Below are 16,153 nucleotides of genomic sequence, written 5' to 3' on the forward strand. Positions count from 1 at the left end.
AGGCCCCCATACTCCATGACATGCAGCATAAGGAAACGCTCATGACCCAGTCACTCTTAGGCAAACTCTTCGGGAACGATGCCGCAGAAGCAAGACAACAGGCCCTGTTACTCGACGCTATCGGACAAGTCCAGCGTGCCATCGTGGAAGATCGCCCCCCAGCCCCACTCGACCTTTCCGGACTGGATAATGCCCTGCGCACGATAGGAAATGCCGTCAACGACGTGGTGACCTCGCTCAGCGACAAGCTGGAGCAGAGCCGGGATGAAGTCAGGAACAGCCAGGCGTTGCTCCATGAGAACAGACTGGTTCGCAAGGCTCTGGACTGCGCCAGCACCAACGTGATGATCGCCGACACCAATCTCGACATTATCTATATGAACGAGGCCGTGACGGGCATGCTTAATCAGGCTGAAACTGATATCAAAAAAGAGCTCTACAGCTTCAATGCCAATCAGCTGATGGGCGCCAATATCGACAGTTTTCATAAAAACCCCAGCCATCAACGGGCGATGCTGGCCAAACTCAACAATACATTCCGAACCCAGATCCAGCTGGGAGGACGAACCTTCTCCCTGATTGCCAATCCGGTCTTCAGCGATAGCGGCGAGCGCATGGGCTCAGTCGTCGAATGGGCAGACAGAACCAAGGAGGTGATGATAGAAAAAGAGATGTCCGACATCGTGCAGGCAGTGATCAATGGTGAACTGCACCGCCGGATGGAACTTGCTGGCAAGAGCGGCTTCTTTCAGGCAATGGGTGAAGGGATCAACCAGATTGCCGAAGTGATCGACCGCACCCTCAACGAGGTTATCCGGGTCGTACAATGTCTGGCTAAAGGGGACCTGACCCAACAGATAGAGGCTGACTATCCCGGTATTTTTGGTACCACCAAGGATTCACTCAACATCACGATCACCTCGCTGACCAAAATCGTCACCGAAGTTCGTAGCGCCTCTGACAATCTCTCCAGCGCCGCCGAGCAGGTAAGTGCCACCGCCCAGTCCATCAGCCAATCCAGCAGTGAACAGGCCTCCAGCATGGAAGAGACCAGTGCCTCTATCGAACAGATGAGCGCCAGCATCAATCAGAATACCGACAACGCTCAAGTCACTGATGGCATGGCCAGCAAGGCCGCCAAAGAGGCCGTCGAGGGAGGCGAAGCAGTCAAGCTCACCGTCGATGCGATGAAACAGATCGCCAAACGGATTGGCATCATCGATGACATCGCCTACCAGACCAATCTGCTGGCACTCAACGCGGCCATTGAAGCGGCACGGGCAGGCGATCACGGCAAAGGCTTTGCGGTCGTAGCTGCAGAGGTGCGCAAACTGGCAGAACGTAGCCAAATTGCGGCACAGGAGATTGGCGAGCTCGCCTCCAGTAGTGTGGAGATGGCAGAAAAAGCAGGTCGCTTGCTGGATCAGATGGTGCCGTCCATTAACAAAACCTCTGACCTGGTACAGGAGATTAGTGCAGCCTCCAATGAGCAATCGACAGGGGTCAGCCAAATCAACCTGGCCATGAATCAGTTAAGCCAGGTCACCCAGCAGAATGCCTCTTGCAGCGAAGAGCTTGCAGCCACTGCCGAGGAGATGAGTAGTCAGGCCGAGCAGCTACAGCTGGCCATGGAGTTTTTCACTTTGGAGGAAGTGCGCAAGGATAACCGGGCCCACGCAACGACACGCAATGCGATAACCAAGGGGCGTTTCATCAACGAGGGCAACGCCCCTGGTAATGAACGACCATCAAATCACTCGCGACCACCACTCAACGACGCCGATTTTGTCCGATTCTAGCTACGGGAGAGGCTTTGCCTCTCCCACATCCGACGTCACTGGTAGAGGGGCAGGATTTTGTATCAAACCCAGTTGCATGATGATGAGTTCTCCCGTTTCCAGCACTGGCTTCATCAAACGGCGGGAATAGAGCTGTCTCCAGCCAAAAAGGCTTTGGTTGCCAGCCGGCTGGCGAAACGACTCTGCCACTACGAGCTGGATAGTTATGACGACTATTTCCAGCTCATCATGAACGACCGTAGCAGCGAACTACAGCTGGCGCTCGATCTGCTCACAACCAATGAAACCTACTTTTTCAGGGAGCCCAAACACTTTGAGTTTCTGACCAGGCAAGTACTTGCGCATTTCCCGACAGAACGCACCTTACGGATCTGGAGTGCCGCCAGCTCATCGGGAGAAGAGCCTTACAGTCTGGCCATGACGCTGGCAGAGAAGCGCGGCACCCTCAACTGGGAAATCGTGGCATCTGACATCTCGTCACGGGTGCTGGAACAGGCCATGAGCGGGCGCTATCTGATCGAACGGGCACACAACATTCCGCTGCCCTTTTTGATGAAGTACTGCCTCAAGGGCATCGGCCTGCAGGAGGGTATTTTCATCATCGACCGCAAGTTACGGGACAAAGTTAATTTCATGCAGATCAACCTCAATCAGGAGCTGCCGGATCTGGGGATGTTCGACGTGATCTTCATCAGGAACGTGATGATCTATTTCAACAAGGAGACCAAAGGGCAAGTGCTGCAACGACTGGTACCCCGGCTCAAACCCGGCGGCTATCTGCTGGTCAGCCACGCTGAAAGCCTGCACGGCTTGCCTCACGGCCTGCAGTTAGTGTCCCCCTCCATTTATCAGAAGAGATGAACTATGGCACGGGAGGTGATCCTGCAACCGGGCGAACTCTTTTTTGGCAAGGAGGATGTGGTGGTCAAAACCCTACTGGGGTCCTGTATCGCCATCACCCTATGGCATCCCGAGCAAAAACAGGGGGGCATGTGTCACTACATGTTACCCACGCGAGGCAACCCCTCGACCGGGCTTGATGGACGCTATGCCGATGAGGCCCTCGCCTTGCTAATGCAGGCAGCAGATCACTATCCCGCCCCCATTCATGAGTACGAAGCCAAGCTGTTCGGGGGAGGCAACATGTTCACCGAGCAGCAATACGCACAGAGCGACAACAATGTCGCCACCAAAAATATTCAGGCAGCCTGGCAGCTGACCAGAGACCTTGGCCTTGATATCAAGGCTCATCATCTTGGCCATAGCGGCCACCGAAGCTTGCTCTTTGAGCTCAGCAACGGCAGTGTCTGGCTCCGCCATCATCGTCTGCCACATCAACGGGAGTCGCGAGAATGAAGCAGATCCGGGTCATGCTGGTGGATGATTCCGCCGTGGTCAGACAGGTATTGCAAGCGGTGCTGGAGCAGGAGCCTGACATCAAGGTGATCGCCACGGCATCGGATCCCCTGTTTGCTCAGGAAAAACTGAAGAAAGAGTGGCCTGACGTCATCGTGCTCGATGTGGAAATGCCACGCATGGACGGCATCACATTTCTCACCAAAATCATGGCCGAGCACCCGACACCGGTGGTGATCTGCTCATCTCTCACCGAAAAGGGAGCGGAAACTACACTGCAAGCGATGGCTGCGGGTGCAGTGGATATCATCACCAAGCCAACCATGGGATTAAAAAGCTTTCTGCAAGAATCCGCCCACGATCTGGCCATGGCGGTGAGGGCTGCCGCCCAGGCCAATCTCAAACGTGTTGGCAAGCCGGCCCCCTCAACGATCAGCACCAAACTCAATGCGGATGTCATACTGCCACCCAACCAACATGCCATGGCACAAACCACTGAACGGCTCATTGCCATCGGCACCTCAACTGGCGGCACCCAGGCGCTGGAAGTGGTGCTGACTGCCCTGCCCCGGGTCAGTCCCGGCATTGTCATCGTGCAGCACATGCCGGAGAAATTTACCGCCATGTTCGCCGAGCGGCTGAACGGGGTCTGCCAGATAGAAGTGCGGGAGGCAAAAAACAATGACAGGGTGATCCCCGGGCTGGCGCTGATTGCCCCCGGGGGCAAGCACATGTTGCTTAAACGCAGCGGTGCCTACTATCACGTCGAGGTGGTCGATGGGCCGCTCATCAACCGCCATCGTCCTTCGGTGGATGTGCTGTTTCGCTCCGTCGCCAAATATGCCGGCAAGAACGCCACCGGCATCATCATGACCGGCATGGGGGATGACGGTGCCCGGGGATTGCGCGAGATGCTGGAAGCTGGTGCCAATACCTATGCCCAGGATGAGGCCTCCTGCGTGGTCTTCGGCATGCCCAAAGAGGCGATAAAACTGGGGGCCGCTCGCCATGTGCTCCCTCTGCAAGAGATGCAATATGCCATCCTTGGCAGGTAGCACCATCGGGTTTTTCCCATAAAAAAGTCCGGCTCCCCAAGGGGAGCCGGACTTTTTACATCAACCGAAACCAGTCCGGAATCAGAGCGGCAGATTACTCTGCGGCAGGCGCTTCTTCAGCAGCCGGCGCGGCATCAGCGGCAGGTGCAGCTTCAGTCGGCGCGTTCGCTTCCTTGATGGAGAGGCGTACGCGGCCCTGACGGTCCACTTCCAGTACCTTCACCTTGACCACATCACCGATGGTCAGGTGGTCAGCCACGTTCTGCACGCGAGCGTCGGTGATCTGGGAGATGTGTACCAGACCATCTTTGCCCGGCAGGATGTTGACGAAGGCACCGAAGTCAGCCAGACGTACCACTTTACCTTCATAGATGCGGTTCACTTCGATCTCGGCGGTGATCGCTTCGATACGACGGATCGCTTCCATGGCAGCTTCGTTGGCCACGGCGGAGATGCGAACAGTACCGTCATCATCCAGCTCGATGTTGGTGCCGGTCTCTTCGGTCAGCGCACGGATCACTGAACCACCCTTACCGATCACGTCCTTGATCTTCTCAGGATTGATCTTGATGGTGTGGATACGCGGGGCAAAATCAGAGATTTCGCTGCGCGGAGCCTGGATGGCTTCATCCATCACTTTCAGGATGTGCAGGCGAGCGCCACGAGCTTGCTTGAGGGCAATCTCCATGATCTCTTTGGTGATGCCTTCGATCTTGATGTCCATCTGCAGCGCGGTGATACCTTCGGTGGTACCGGCTACTTTGAAGTCCATGTCACCCAGGTGATCTTCGTCACCCAGGATGTCGGACAGCACGACGAAACCTTCTTCTTCCTTCACCAGACCCATGGCGATACCGGCAACAGAGGCCTTGATCGGCACACCTGCATCCATCAGCGCCAGGGAGGAACCACAGACAGAGGCCATGGAGGAAGAACCGTTGGATTCGGTGATTTCAGACACCACACGTACCACGTACGGGAACTCGGCGGCGCTCGGCATTACGGCAGCAACACCACGCTTGGCCAGACGGCCGTGACCGATTTCACGACGCTTGGGGCTACCCATCATGCCAGTCTCACCGACGCAATACGGCGGGAAGTTATAGTGCAGCATGAAGCGGTCGGCGCGATGGCCAGCCAGCTCGTCGATGTTCTGAGCATCACGCTCGGTACCCAGGGTCGCAACCACGATGGCCTGAGTCTCACCACGGGTGAACAGGGCAGAACCGTGAGCACGGGGCAGAATACCGGTGCCGACAGACAGGGCGCGGATCATTTCCGGATCACGACCATCGATGCGCGGCTCGCCACGCACTACGCGGCCACGGACGATACGGCTTTCCAGGCTGTGGAACTCTTCACCGATCTTCTTGGCATCGTCGGCAACACCGGAAGCAATGACCTGCTCAACCACGCGCGCCTTGATGGCACCGATGGCTTCGTAACGTACTGCTTTCTCAGTGATGCGATACGCTTCACCCAGTTCGGCAGTCGCCAGCTCGGCGATCTTGGCTTTCAGCGGCTCGTTAACGGCAGGCGCAGTCCAGTTCCACGGCTTGGTGCCAACAGCGGCAGCAAACTCGTTGATCGCATTGATGACGATCTGCATCTGGTCATGACCAAATACCACGGCGCCCAGCATCACCTCTTCAGAGAGGATGGCCGCTTCGGACTCAACCATCAGTACCGCGTTGGCAGTACCGGCAACCACCAGGTCCAGATCGCTCTGCGGCAGTTCAGCGGTAGTCGGGTTCAGCATGTACTGACCGTTCATGTAGCCCACGCGAGCAGCTGCAATCGGACCACCAAACGGAATACCGGAGATGGCCAGTGCAGCAGAGGCACCGATCATGGCAACGATGTCCGGAGAAACCAGCGGATTCACGGACATGACGGTGGCAACCACCTGAACCTCATTGAGGAAGCCTTCCGGGAACAGCGGGCGAATAGGACGGTCGATCAGGCGGGAAGTGAGGGTCTCACCTTCGCTCGGACGGCCTTCACGACGGAAGAAACCACCCGGGATACGACCAGCAGCATAGGTACGCTCCTGGTAGTTGACGGTCAGCGGGAAGAAATCACGGCCATGATCGGCCTCTTTCTTACCAACTACGGTTACAAATACGCAGGTATCGTCCATGCTGACCATAACGGCCGCAGTGGCTTGACGGGCCATCACACCGGTTTCCAGAGTGACGGTGTGTTGACCGTACTGGAATGACTTTACAATAGGATTCACGTGAATTTCCTTTTTTACAATTTGGCTCTTTAAATTCGCGCACAAGTATACTTGATTCACTGCAAAAGGTAAGCGGGGACACGAATTCTGTGAAGCAGGCAACGACTTGAAGAGCAATAAAAAAGGGGAACCTCACGGTTCCCCTTTTTCGCGAAATCTGATGGTCGATTAACGACGCAGACCCAGCTTGGCGATCAGAGCAGCATAACGCTGAACATCTTTACGCTTCAGGTAGTCCAGCAGCTTACGACGCTGGGAAACCATGCGCAGCAGACCGCGACGACCGTGGTGGTCCTTTGAGTGCTCCTTGAAGTGACCTTGCAGATGGTTGATCTGGGCAGTCAGCAGGGCAACCTGCACTTCGGGGGAACCAGTGTCGTTAGCGCAACGAGCGTTGTCAGCAACGATGGAAGCTTTGATCTCAGCATTTAGAGACATGTGTGTACTCCAGTAGAGTGTTTAAAGGTTCACAGCCAATCTCTAATTCAGCCGTGAAATGAGGGCGGTATCATAATCGTCCCCGGCTATTTTCGCAACGGGAAAGACGCGCCGATACCGCCAGAGGATTACTCCTCGATGTTATCGTCGTGATAACGCACCAATCGCTTGGGCGCAACCCGACCATCAGCATCAATGTCACCCACGCCGATAAACTCGCGCTCTGGGCCGACTGTCATGCGAACCTGACCACTGGCCGGTGCGCCAGGCACCTGTACCGCTTGGCCCTGATTCACATACGCAGCGACTACCGCCAGCATGTTCACCTCAGGCAAAGATGCCACTGCGGTATCCATCGGCAACAGCAGCGGATCGAGCTGCTCGCGCGGCGGGGTACTCTCGGCCTTGGACTGCTCGAGAATGCACTCCAGCTGCTCCAGGGTCAGCATCCGATCATAGGGATAGCTGGCCACCTGAGTACGACGCAACTGGGTGACGTGGGCGCCACAACCCAGCACTTCCCCCAGATCATCGACCAGCGTGCGGATGTAGGTGCCTTTGCTGCAGTGCACTTCGAGGCGCACTTCATCACCTTCGAAGCTCAGCAGTTTGAGTTCGAATATCGTGATGGGACGGGCTTCACGCTCGATGGTGATGCCTTCACGGGCATACTCATAGAGCGGGCGGCCATTGTGCTTGAGCGCAGAATACATGGACGGCACCTGCATGATCGGGCCGCGGAACTGATCCAGCGACTCAATCAGGGTACCCATCGCCACGTTCACCGGACGAGTGGAAACCACTTCGCCGTCGGAGTCACTGGTATTGGTGCGCTCGCCCAGCTTGGCGGTCACCTCATAGCGCTTGTCCGCCTCCAGCAGATACTGAGAGAACTTGGTGGCCTCACCGAGGCAGATCGGCAGCATGCCGGTCGCCAACGGGTCCAGGGCGCCAGTGTGGCCAGCCTTGGCTGCGTTGTAGATCCGCTTGACCTTCTGCAACACATCGTTGGAGGTCAGACCGGTTGGCTTATCCAGCAGCAGGATGCCGTGAACATCACGGCCCTTGAAACGACGTCTGCGTGACATCTCAGGCTTTATCCTCTGTTGTGTCATCGGGTGTGGCATCCGTCTCTTCGTCACGGCCAGCTTCGGCCATGCGACGCTTGTCTTCGCGCACAGTGTTGGTCACCAGGTTGGAGAGACGCATCCCTTCGACCAGGGTCTGGTCGTAGTAGAAACGCAGCTCAGGCACTACCCGCAGACGCATGGCGCTGCCAAGCAGGCTGCGGATATAACCGGCGGCTTCAGTCAGACCCAACAGGCCTTCCTTGATGCGATCGCCGTCATTCTCCAACTGCAGAAAAGTGACGTAAATTTTTGCATAGTTAAGATCTTTGGACACTTCCACATCGGAAACTGTCACCATGCCAATGCGGGGATCTTTCACCTCACGCTGCAGGATCAGCGCGATTTCACGCTGGATCTGCTGTCCGACCCGACGGGTCCGGCTGAATTCTCTGGCCATATTCTATCCTGCGATAAAAGGGGGCCGTGGCCCCCTATTTTGTCTGACTCTCGGCTTACAGTGTCCGTTGAATTTCAACAGTCTCGTAAACTTCGATCTGGTCGCCTTCGCGCACGTCATTGTAGTTCTTGACCGCGATACCACACTCATAACCGTTACGGACTTCGTTAACGTCATCCTTGAAGCGGCGCAGGGATTCCAGCTCGCCTTCATAGATAACCACGTTGTCACGCAGAACACGGATACGGTTGGAGCGCTTGACCACACCTTCGGTAACCATACAGCCGGCAACCGCGCCGAACTTGGGTGATTTGAAGACGCTACGCACCTGAGCCAGACCGATGATCTCCTGACGATATTCAGGAGCCAGCTTACCGCTCATGGCCTGCTTCACTTCGTCGATCAAATCATAGATGACGGAGTAGTAACGCAGATCCAGGCTCTCGGCTTCGATGACCTTGCGCGCAGATGCGTCAGCACGGACGTTGAAACCAACCAGGATGGCGCTGGAAGCGGCAGCCAGGGTCGCATCAGTTTCGGTGATTCCACCTACACCTGAGCCGATGATCTTGACTTTAACTTCATCAGTAGAGAGCTGAACCAGCGCATCGCAGATAGCTTGCACAGAGCCCTGTACGTCGGCCTTGATCACCACATTCACTTCGGACACTTCGCCCTCGGTCATGTTGGCGAACATGTTTTCCAGCTTGGCCTTCTGCTGGCGAGCCAGCTTGACGTCGCGGAATTTGCCCTGACGATAGAGTGCCACTTCGCGGGCTTTCTTCTCGTCACGTACAACAGTGGCTTCGTCACCGGCAGACGGCACCCCGGACAGACCGAGGATTTCGACCGGCAGAGACGGGCCTGCTTCTTTGATGTCGCGACCCAATTCGTCACGCATCGCACGAATACGGCCGTATTCCAGACCACACAGGACGATGTCGCCCTGACGCAGGGTACCTTGCTGAACCAGTACGGTTGCAACCGGACCACGACCTTTGTCGAGGAAGGATTCAACAACCACACCGCTTGCCATACCATCAACGACAGCTTTCAGTTCCAGTACTTCGGACTGGATCAGAATGGCTTCCAGCAGATCGTCGATGCCTTCGCCAGACTTGGCAGAAACATGAACGAACTGGCTATCGCCACCCCAATCTTCAGACATCACGTTGTAACGGGACAGTTCGGTTTTGACGCGATCCGGATCCGCTTCAGGCTTGTCGATCTTGTTAACTGCAACAACGATAGGTACCCCAGCCGCTTTGGCGTGCTGGATCGCTTCGATGGTCTGCGGCATGACGCCGTCATCGGCAGCAACAACCAGTACCACGATATCGGTGGACTTGGCACCACGAGCACGCATGGAGGTAAACGCAGCGTGACCCGGAGTATCCAGGAAGGTGATCATGCCACTGTCAGTTTCGACGTGGTAAGCACCGATATGCTGGGTAATACCACCGGCTTCGCCAGCAGCAACCTTGGCTTTACGGATATAGTCGAGCAGCGAGGTTTTACCGTGGTCAACGTGACCCATGATGGTCACGACCGGAGCGCGCGGCTTGGCTTCGGAGGTCTCGTCACGATCGGACAGTACCGCCTCTTCCAGCTCATTCTCACGACGCAACACTACCTTGTGACCCATCTCCTCGGCGACCAGCTGAGCGGTCTCCTGGTCGATCACCTGGTTGATGGTCGCCATGGCGCCCATCTTCATCATCGCCTTGATGACTTCCACGCCTTTGACGGCCATCTTGTTAGCCAGTTCGGCTACTGTGATGGTTTCGCCAATGACCACGTCACGGTTGACCACTACCGCGGGTTTGTTGAAGCCATGCTTCATCGCGTTAGGAGTAGCCACCTTGCCACGCTTGCCTTTACGGGCACGCGGGTTGCGTGAGTCACGATCATCTTCACGACGACCCGGCTTTTTCGGGGCCTTGACCGCAGCAGCTGCAGCGGTACGACGGCTGGTCTCTTCCTTCCGGTCCAACTCATCTTCTGCGGCTTGCGCATGCTTGTTGGTGGTCAGATGATAGTCACTGCTCTCTTTGGCGCGAGCAGCTTCTTCTTCAGCCCAGCGAGGGCCATTCTGTTCTGCCATAAGACGAGCCTCTTCGGCTTTCTTTGCGGCGAGTTCTTCTGCTTTTTGCAAAGCGGTTAATTCCTGTTGGCGCTTCAGTTCTTCTGCTTCGCGCTTGGCCATCTTTTCTGCCTCTTGCTGAGCTGTGCTACTGGCTGCTTTGGCGGGCTGTGGAGCCTGTCGAGCCTTTGATTGTGCCTCGATCCGCGCCTTTTCCTCAGCGTCACGACGAGCCTGCTCAGCCTCACGGCGAGCCTTCTCTTCAGCTTCGAGACGGGCCTTATTCTCGGCCTCGCAACGAGCTTTTTCTTCTGCTTCCAAACGCGCTGTTTCCTCGGCTTCCACCTGACGCTGTTCATCTTCCAGCGCCGAGCGTCTTACATAGGTGCGAGATTTACGCACTTCTACCTGCACTTCCTTGTTCTTGCCGCCAGTACCTTGAACACTGATGGTGCTCTTGGTCTTGCGCTGCAAGGTCATGCGGGCAGGAGTGGCGACCTCGTCACCCCCATGCTGTTTCTTCAGGTGTGCCAGCAGGGTCTGCTTTTCAGACTCGCTAACCATGTCGTCGGCCTTGCTCTTGCTGATACCGGCATCGACAAACTGCTGGAGAAGACGATCAACCGGTGTGTCGATGTCAGTGGCAAGTTGTTTGACTGATACTTCTGCCATTCATTTTCCTCCGTTTGATCTTACTCGGACTGCTCTTCTCCGAACCAACAGATATTACGAGCAGCCATAATGAGCTCACCAGCCTTCTCGGCAGTCAACTCTTCGATATCAGCAAGGTCATCAATACCTTGCTCAGCCAAATCTTCCAGAGTGCCAACACCACGGCCCGCCAGAGCGTAAGCCATTTCACGGCTCAGGCCATTCAGATTGAGCAGGTCTTCAGAAGGCTCAACGCCATCAAAAGATTCTTCTTTAGCCAGTGCCTTGGTAGTCAGGGCATCTTTGGCACGGTTGCGCAGCTCTTCGACCATGTCTTCATCCAGACCATCGACAGCCAGCAACTCGTTAACCGGTACGAAGGCGATCTCTTCCAGAGTAGAGAAGCCCTCTTCCATCAGCAGACCGGCGAACTCATCGTCGATATCCAGGGTGCTGGTGAACAGGTTCATGATGCGATCGTTTTCAGCCTGGTGCTTGGAGCGCATGTCTTCAACGGTCATCACGTTCAGTTCCCAACCGGTCAGCTGGGAGGCCAGACGCACGTTCTGACCATTGCGACCGATGGCCTGAGCCAGGTTGGCAGCTTCCACGGCGATATCCATGGTGTGGTTATCTTCATCAACAATGATGGAGGCCACATCGGCAGGTGCCATGGCATTGATCACGTACTGGGCCGGGTTGTCATCGTACAGCACGATGTCGGCACGCTCACCGTTCAGCTCGGCTGAAACAGCTTGCACACGGGCACCACGCATACCGATACAGGCACCGATAGGGTCGATACGACGATCGTTGGTCTTCACCGCGATCTTGGCGCGAGAACCCGGATCACGGGCAGCACCCATGATTTCGATCATCTCTTCGCCGATCTCTGGCACTTCGATGCGGAACAGCTCTTTCAGGAAATCAGGGCTGGAGCGGCTGACGAACAGCTGGGCACCACGGGCTTCCGGGCGAACTGCGTAGAGCAGGCCACGAATGCGGTCACCCGGACGGAAGGTCTCGCGCGGCAGCATGTCATCACGGAAGATCACGGCTTCGGCATTGCTGCCCAGATCGAGAACCACGTTGTCGCGGCTGCTCTTTTTGACCACACCACTGATGATGGTGCCTTCTTTATCTTTAAACTGATCGACTACCTGGGAACGCTCGGCCTCACGCACTTTCTGCACGATAACCTGTTTGGCGGTCTGGGTAGTGATACGGTCGAAAGTAACAGAGTCGATCTGGTCTTCAACATACTCACCGATCTGGATTTCCGGCTGATCAATCTGCGCAGCTTCCAGGGTGATTTCACCGTAGGCGTTTTCCATGGATGCTTGATCAGCAACCACAACCCAACGGCGATAGGTGTCGTAGTCACCGGTCTTGCGATCGATTTCAACCCGAACTTCAATCTCGCCTTCATATTTCTTTTTGGTCGCAGTCGCCAGCGCAGTTTCCAGAGCCTGGAAGATCTTCTCGCGGGGTACCGCCTTCTCGTTGGATACTGCGTCAACGACCAGCAAAATCTCTTTATTCATATCCGATAGCCTCGTTAACCAAAGTTCGGCACTATGTTCGCTTTTTGGATATTGGTGAAAGCCAACACGTCGTCCTTACCATCTACTGTCAGGGTGATCATGTCGCCTTGCACAGCTTTGATTACGCCTTTGAACTTGCGGCGGTTATTTGTTGCCATCCGAAGCGAAACCGCCGCCTCTTGGCCAACGTATTTTTCGAATTGGGCAACCTTGAACAGGGGGCGATCCAGACCCGGGGAGGACACCTCGAGGTAATACTCCTCGGTAATGGGATCTTCGACATCCATGATGGCGCCAACCTGATGGCTGACTGCTGCACAGCTCTCGACAGTCACACCCTGCTCGCTATCGATGTAGACACGCAAGGTGGAGTAGCTACCTGCACGGGTAAACTCAATACCCCAAAGTTCAAAACCCAAGGCAACGACCGGAGCCTCGAGCAGATCGGTCAAACGTTGTTCCAACGTAGCCAAAGTCACCCTCCGAAAAACAAAAAAAGGGCATAGAGCCCAGATAAATATCGATTCAGAGTAAATCGCACGTAACAAAAAGCCCCGATGTCAAATCGGGGCTTGGCGCTTTACCCTGACTGTCGCCTCGCAGCGACCGCTTTCCTGAGCGTAGGAAATGCGTGAAATTTGGTTGCGGGGGCCGGATTTGAACCGACGACCTTCGGGTTATGAGCCCGACGAGCTACCATGCTGCTCCACCCCGCGTCCGAATCGTGCGAGATTATAGCCACTCTAGCTTCTTGGTACAAGAGCGAGACTGACTATAATATACTCGATTGCCCGAGCTCACTGCTTAATTGGTGCCGTGGGCGGGACTCGAACCCGCACACCCTAGAGCACTACCCCCTCAAGATAGCGTGTCTACCAATTCCACCACCACGGCAAAACTCTCTTACTGGGGAACGTCAGTATCTTTGTTTACTGGCGCTTTAGTCTGCTCAGCCTGTTCGGTTTGTTGCAGATTTTCCCACTCACTACCCTGCTTCACCTTGTGTGTGGACAGAGATCCAAGCACCAAGCTGATAATGAAAAACAGAGTAGCCAAAATTGCTGTTGTTCGGGTCAGGAAACTACCTGAACCACCGGAGCCGAATACAGTATTCGATGCCCCTGCGCCGAAGGAGGCGCCCATGTCAGCCCCTTTACCTTGCTGAATCATCACCAGACCAATCAGAGCCAGTGATACCAACAGATAAACGACTAAAAGAATCTCGTACATTTAACTTGCACCCTTTGCCGCTTCAACAATTCCTAAAAACGTGTCGCTATCAAGACTTGCACCACCAATCAGACCGCCATCAATGTCGGGCTGGGCAAACAAATCTCTCGCGTTGGTCGGCGTTACGCTCCCACCATAGATGATTCTAACTTTTTCACCTATTACCGGAGTATCCTCCGCCAAGCGACCGCGTATAAAGGAATGAACCTCTTGTGCCTGCTCGGGTGTGGCGCACTTACCTGTACCTACAGCCCAAATCGGCTCGTAGGCGATGATAGCATTATCGAAAGCCATCGCGCCATTTTTCTCTATGACGATATCCAGTTCTTCAGCGATCACCTCAAAGGCTCTTCTCGCTTGCCTTGCTGCACCTGACTCACCTAAACAGAGGATGGGAATCAAGCCTGCCGCTCTGGCTGCCGCAAACTTCTCTGCGACTATAAAACTGGTCTCACCAAAGAGACGCCTGCGCTCGGAGTGCCCTACCAATACGTAACGACACCCTGCCTCGACCAGCATCTGACACGAGATTTCTCCGGTGTAAGCGCCAGCATAGTGCTGACTCACATTCTGAGCCCCCAACCTTATTACTTTCTGCTCATTGAGCAGTGAAGCGGTAAAGTCGAGATGCACATGGGAAGGACAGAGAACCACATCTACTTTTTCATCAACACCTTTCAGGCATTGACTCGTAAACTGCTCTAACTGCGACCTACTACCGTGCAACTTCCAATTGGCTGCTACAAACGGCTTGCGGTTTCCCATCGGCAACTCCCTTGCGAAAGCGGGGCTGATAATATCCAGAGGATGCTCAGCTGACAAGTGCTATTTTTAATTTTTTGAATCGTTTGAACAAGATACAACCAGGGCGGCTAAAAAGCCGCCCCCCGTGCTCATTAAAACGCCGACTTTACCTGTTGTGCGATACGCTGAGCCATGTCACGTACCTGCTGCTCATGCTCCCCTTCCACCATCACCCTGATAAGAGGCTCGGTGCCGGATTTGCGCAACAGGACTCGACCTCGACCAGCCAACTCCTGCTCTACCTTGGCAACCTCCTCCATAACAGCATCAGCCGCCAACGGATCATTGCCTTCGGCAAAGCGGACATTCACCAGCACTTGCGGGAACTTGCTCATACCGGAGCGCAACTTGGCCAGCGGCATCTCGGCACTGCGCATGGCAGTGAGCACTTGCAAGGCGGCTACAATGCCATCACCTGTGGTGGTTTGATCCAGGCAGATGATGTGACCTGAGTTCTCACCACCGATACGCCAGCCTTTCTCTTCCATCATCTCCAGTACATAGCGGTCACCCACCTGCGCACGGGCAAACGGAATACCCAAGGTCTGCAAGGCCAGCTCCAGACCCATATTGGCCATCAAGGTGCCGACTACGCCACCCTTGAGGCGACCATTGCGCAAGGCATCGCGGGCGATGATATAGAGGATTTCGTCACCGTCGATGAGATAACCGGTATGGTCAACCATGATCAGACGATCACCGTCACCATCAAATGCAACCCCCAGATCGGCCTTGCACTCCAATACCTTGGCAACCAGCGCCTCAGGTGCGGTAGAACCGACGCCATCGTTAATATTGAGGCCATCCGGAGCACAGCCCATGGTGATCACGTCGGCGCCCAACTCGCGGAAAACGGAAGGGGCGATGTGATAAGTGGCACCATGACCACAATCAACCACCATCTTGACACCATCAAGGTTCATATGAGAGGGGAAGGTGCTCTTGCAAAATTCGATATAGCGACCAGCCGCATCATCAATGCGCATTGCTTTACCAAGCAGGGCAGACTCGACACAAGTGAGCTCGTGGTCAAGTTCGGCCTCGATGGCCATCTCGACATCATCGGGCAGCTTGGTGCCATCGGCGGAGAAGAACTTGATGCCGTTGTCATAGAAGGGGTTGTGGGAGGCACTGATGACGATACCGGCTTCGGCACGGAAGGTGCGCGTCAGATAAGCAACCGCCGGAGTGGGCATGGGCCCCATCAGAATGGCCTTGAGACCCGCGGCGGAAAGCCCGGCTTCCAGTGCGGATTCCAGCATGTAACCGGAGATGCGGGTATCTTTGCCAATCAACACCTTCTTGGTACCTTTCTTGGACAACACCTTGCCAGCCGCCCAACCCAGCTTCATCACGAATTCAGGGGTGATAGGATACTCGCCAACCTTGCCACGCACGCCATCGGTGCCGAAATACTTTCTTGCCAT

The 16,153-nt window shown here is 55.4% G+C and carries 14 protein-coding genes and 2 tRNA genes; 4 read left to right on the top strand and 12 right to left on the bottom strand.

Going from position 1 to position 16,153, the window contains the following annotated elements; translation table 11 throughout:
* Positions 1 to 41: 41 nt before the first annotated feature.
* The 4 genes from BN1135_RS01010 to BN1135_RS01025 are packed head-to-tail and all read left to right on the top strand — an operon-like array spanning position 42 to position 4,210.
* Complete coding sequence (locus BN1135_RS01010; RefSeq protein ID WP_042018151.1) at positions 42 to 1,799, top strand: methyl-accepting chemotaxis protein; 1,758 nt, start codon at positions 42 to 44, stop codon at positions 1,797 to 1,799.
* Between the two features lie 57 nt (positions 1,800 to 1,856).
* On the top strand, positions 1,857 to 2,660 hold the full coding sequence (locus BN1135_RS01015; RefSeq protein ID WP_042018153.1) for a CheR family methyltransferase: 804 nt from the start codon (positions 1,857 to 1,859) through the stop codon (positions 2,658 to 2,660).
* Positions 2,661 to 2,663: 3 nt separating this feature from the next.
* Positions 2,664 to 3,155, top strand: coding sequence for a chemoreceptor glutamine deamidase CheD (gene cheD / locus BN1135_RS01020; protein WP_042018156.1), 492 nt, complete (start codon positions 2,664 to 2,666; stop codon positions 3,153 to 3,155).
* Positions 3,152 to 4,210: a protein-glutamate methylesterase/protein-glutamine glutaminase gene (locus tag BN1135_RS01025; protein WP_042018157.1), complete on the top strand. Its 1,059-nt coding sequence runs from the start codon at positions 3,152 to 3,154 to the stop codon at positions 4,208 to 4,210. Before cheD ends, BN1135_RS01025 begins: the two co-directional genes overlap by 4 nt.
* Before the next feature lie 94 nt (positions 4,211 to 4,304).
* On the opposite strand, the gene pnp is transcribed toward BN1135_RS01025, so the two are convergent.
* The 12 genes from pnp to glmM all read right to left on the bottom strand — a co-directional run bounded on the left by pnp (position 4,305) and on the right by glmM (position 16,153).
* Positions 4,305 to 6,449, bottom strand: coding sequence for a polyribonucleotide nucleotidyltransferase (pnp, locus tag BN1135_RS01030; RefSeq protein WP_042018159.1), 2,145 nt, complete (start codon positions 6,447 to 6,449; stop codon positions 4,305 to 4,307).
* Between the two features lie 168 nt (positions 6,450 to 6,617).
* Positions 6,618 to 6,887, bottom strand: a complete 270-nt coding sequence (gene rpsO / locus BN1135_RS01035; protein WP_005326646.1) for a 30S ribosomal protein S15 — start codon at positions 6,885 to 6,887, stop codon at positions 6,618 to 6,620.
* Positions 6,888 to 7,015: 128 nt separating this feature from the next.
* Entirely contained in the window at positions 7,016 to 7,975 is a 960-nt protein-coding gene (gene truB / locus BN1135_RS01040) for a tRNA pseudouridine(55) synthase TruB (RefSeq protein WP_042018162.1), read from the bottom strand.
* 1 nt (position 7,976) lies between these two features.
* On the bottom strand, positions 7,977 to 8,414 hold the full coding sequence (gene rbfA, locus BN1135_RS01045; RefSeq protein WP_042018165.1) for a 30S ribosome-binding factor RbfA: 438 nt from the start codon (positions 8,412 to 8,414) through the stop codon (positions 7,977 to 7,979).
* A gap of 55 nt (positions 8,415 to 8,469) precedes the next feature.
* Positions 8,470 to 11,169 carry a translation initiation factor IF-2 gene (gene infB / locus BN1135_RS01050; protein WP_042018166.1) on the bottom strand — a complete coding sequence of 900 codons (2,700 nt, stop codon included), beginning with the start codon at positions 11,167 to 11,169 and terminating at the stop codon, positions 8,470 to 8,472.
* A 20-nt stretch (positions 11,170 to 11,189) separates the two neighbouring features.
* A complete protein-coding gene (nusA, locus tag BN1135_RS01055; protein WP_042018167.1) occupies positions 11,190 to 12,692 on the bottom strand; it encodes a transcription termination factor NusA in 1,503 nt (500 codons plus the stop codon).
* A 14-nt stretch (positions 12,693 to 12,706) separates the two neighbouring features.
* Complete coding sequence (rimP, locus tag BN1135_RS01060; protein ID WP_042018169.1) at positions 12,707 to 13,165, bottom strand: ribosome maturation factor RimP; 459 nt, start codon at positions 13,163 to 13,165, stop codon at positions 12,707 to 12,709.
* Between the two features lie 166 nt (positions 13,166 to 13,331).
* Positions 13,332 to 13,408 (bottom strand) — tRNA-Met (locus tag BN1135_RS01065).
* A gap of 93 nt (positions 13,409 to 13,501) precedes the next feature.
* Positions 13,502 to 13,586: transfer RNA gene (locus tag BN1135_RS01070), tRNA-Leu, on the bottom strand.
* A 9-nt stretch (positions 13,587 to 13,595) separates the two neighbouring features.
* Positions 13,596 to 13,922 (bottom strand): preprotein translocase subunit SecG, encoded by a 327-nt coding sequence (gene secG, locus BN1135_RS01075; protein WP_042018170.1) that lies wholly within the window; start codon positions 13,920 to 13,922, stop codon positions 13,596 to 13,598.
* Positions 13,923 to 14,687 (bottom strand): triose-phosphate isomerase, encoded by a 765-nt coding sequence (gene tpiA / locus BN1135_RS01080; protein ID WP_042018171.1) that lies wholly within the window; start codon positions 14,685 to 14,687, stop codon positions 13,923 to 13,925.
* Between the two features lie 131 nt (positions 14,688 to 14,818).
* Complete coding sequence (gene glmM / locus BN1135_RS01085) at positions 14,819 to 16,153, bottom strand: phosphoglucosamine mutase (RefSeq protein WP_042018173.1); 1,335 nt, start codon at positions 16,151 to 16,153, stop codon at positions 14,819 to 14,821.

The sequence above is a fragment of the Aeromonas sobria genome, from assembly GCF_000820145.1.
Classification (GTDB): domain Bacteria; phylum Pseudomonadota; class Gammaproteobacteria; order Enterobacterales; family Aeromonadaceae; genus Aeromonas; species Aeromonas sobria.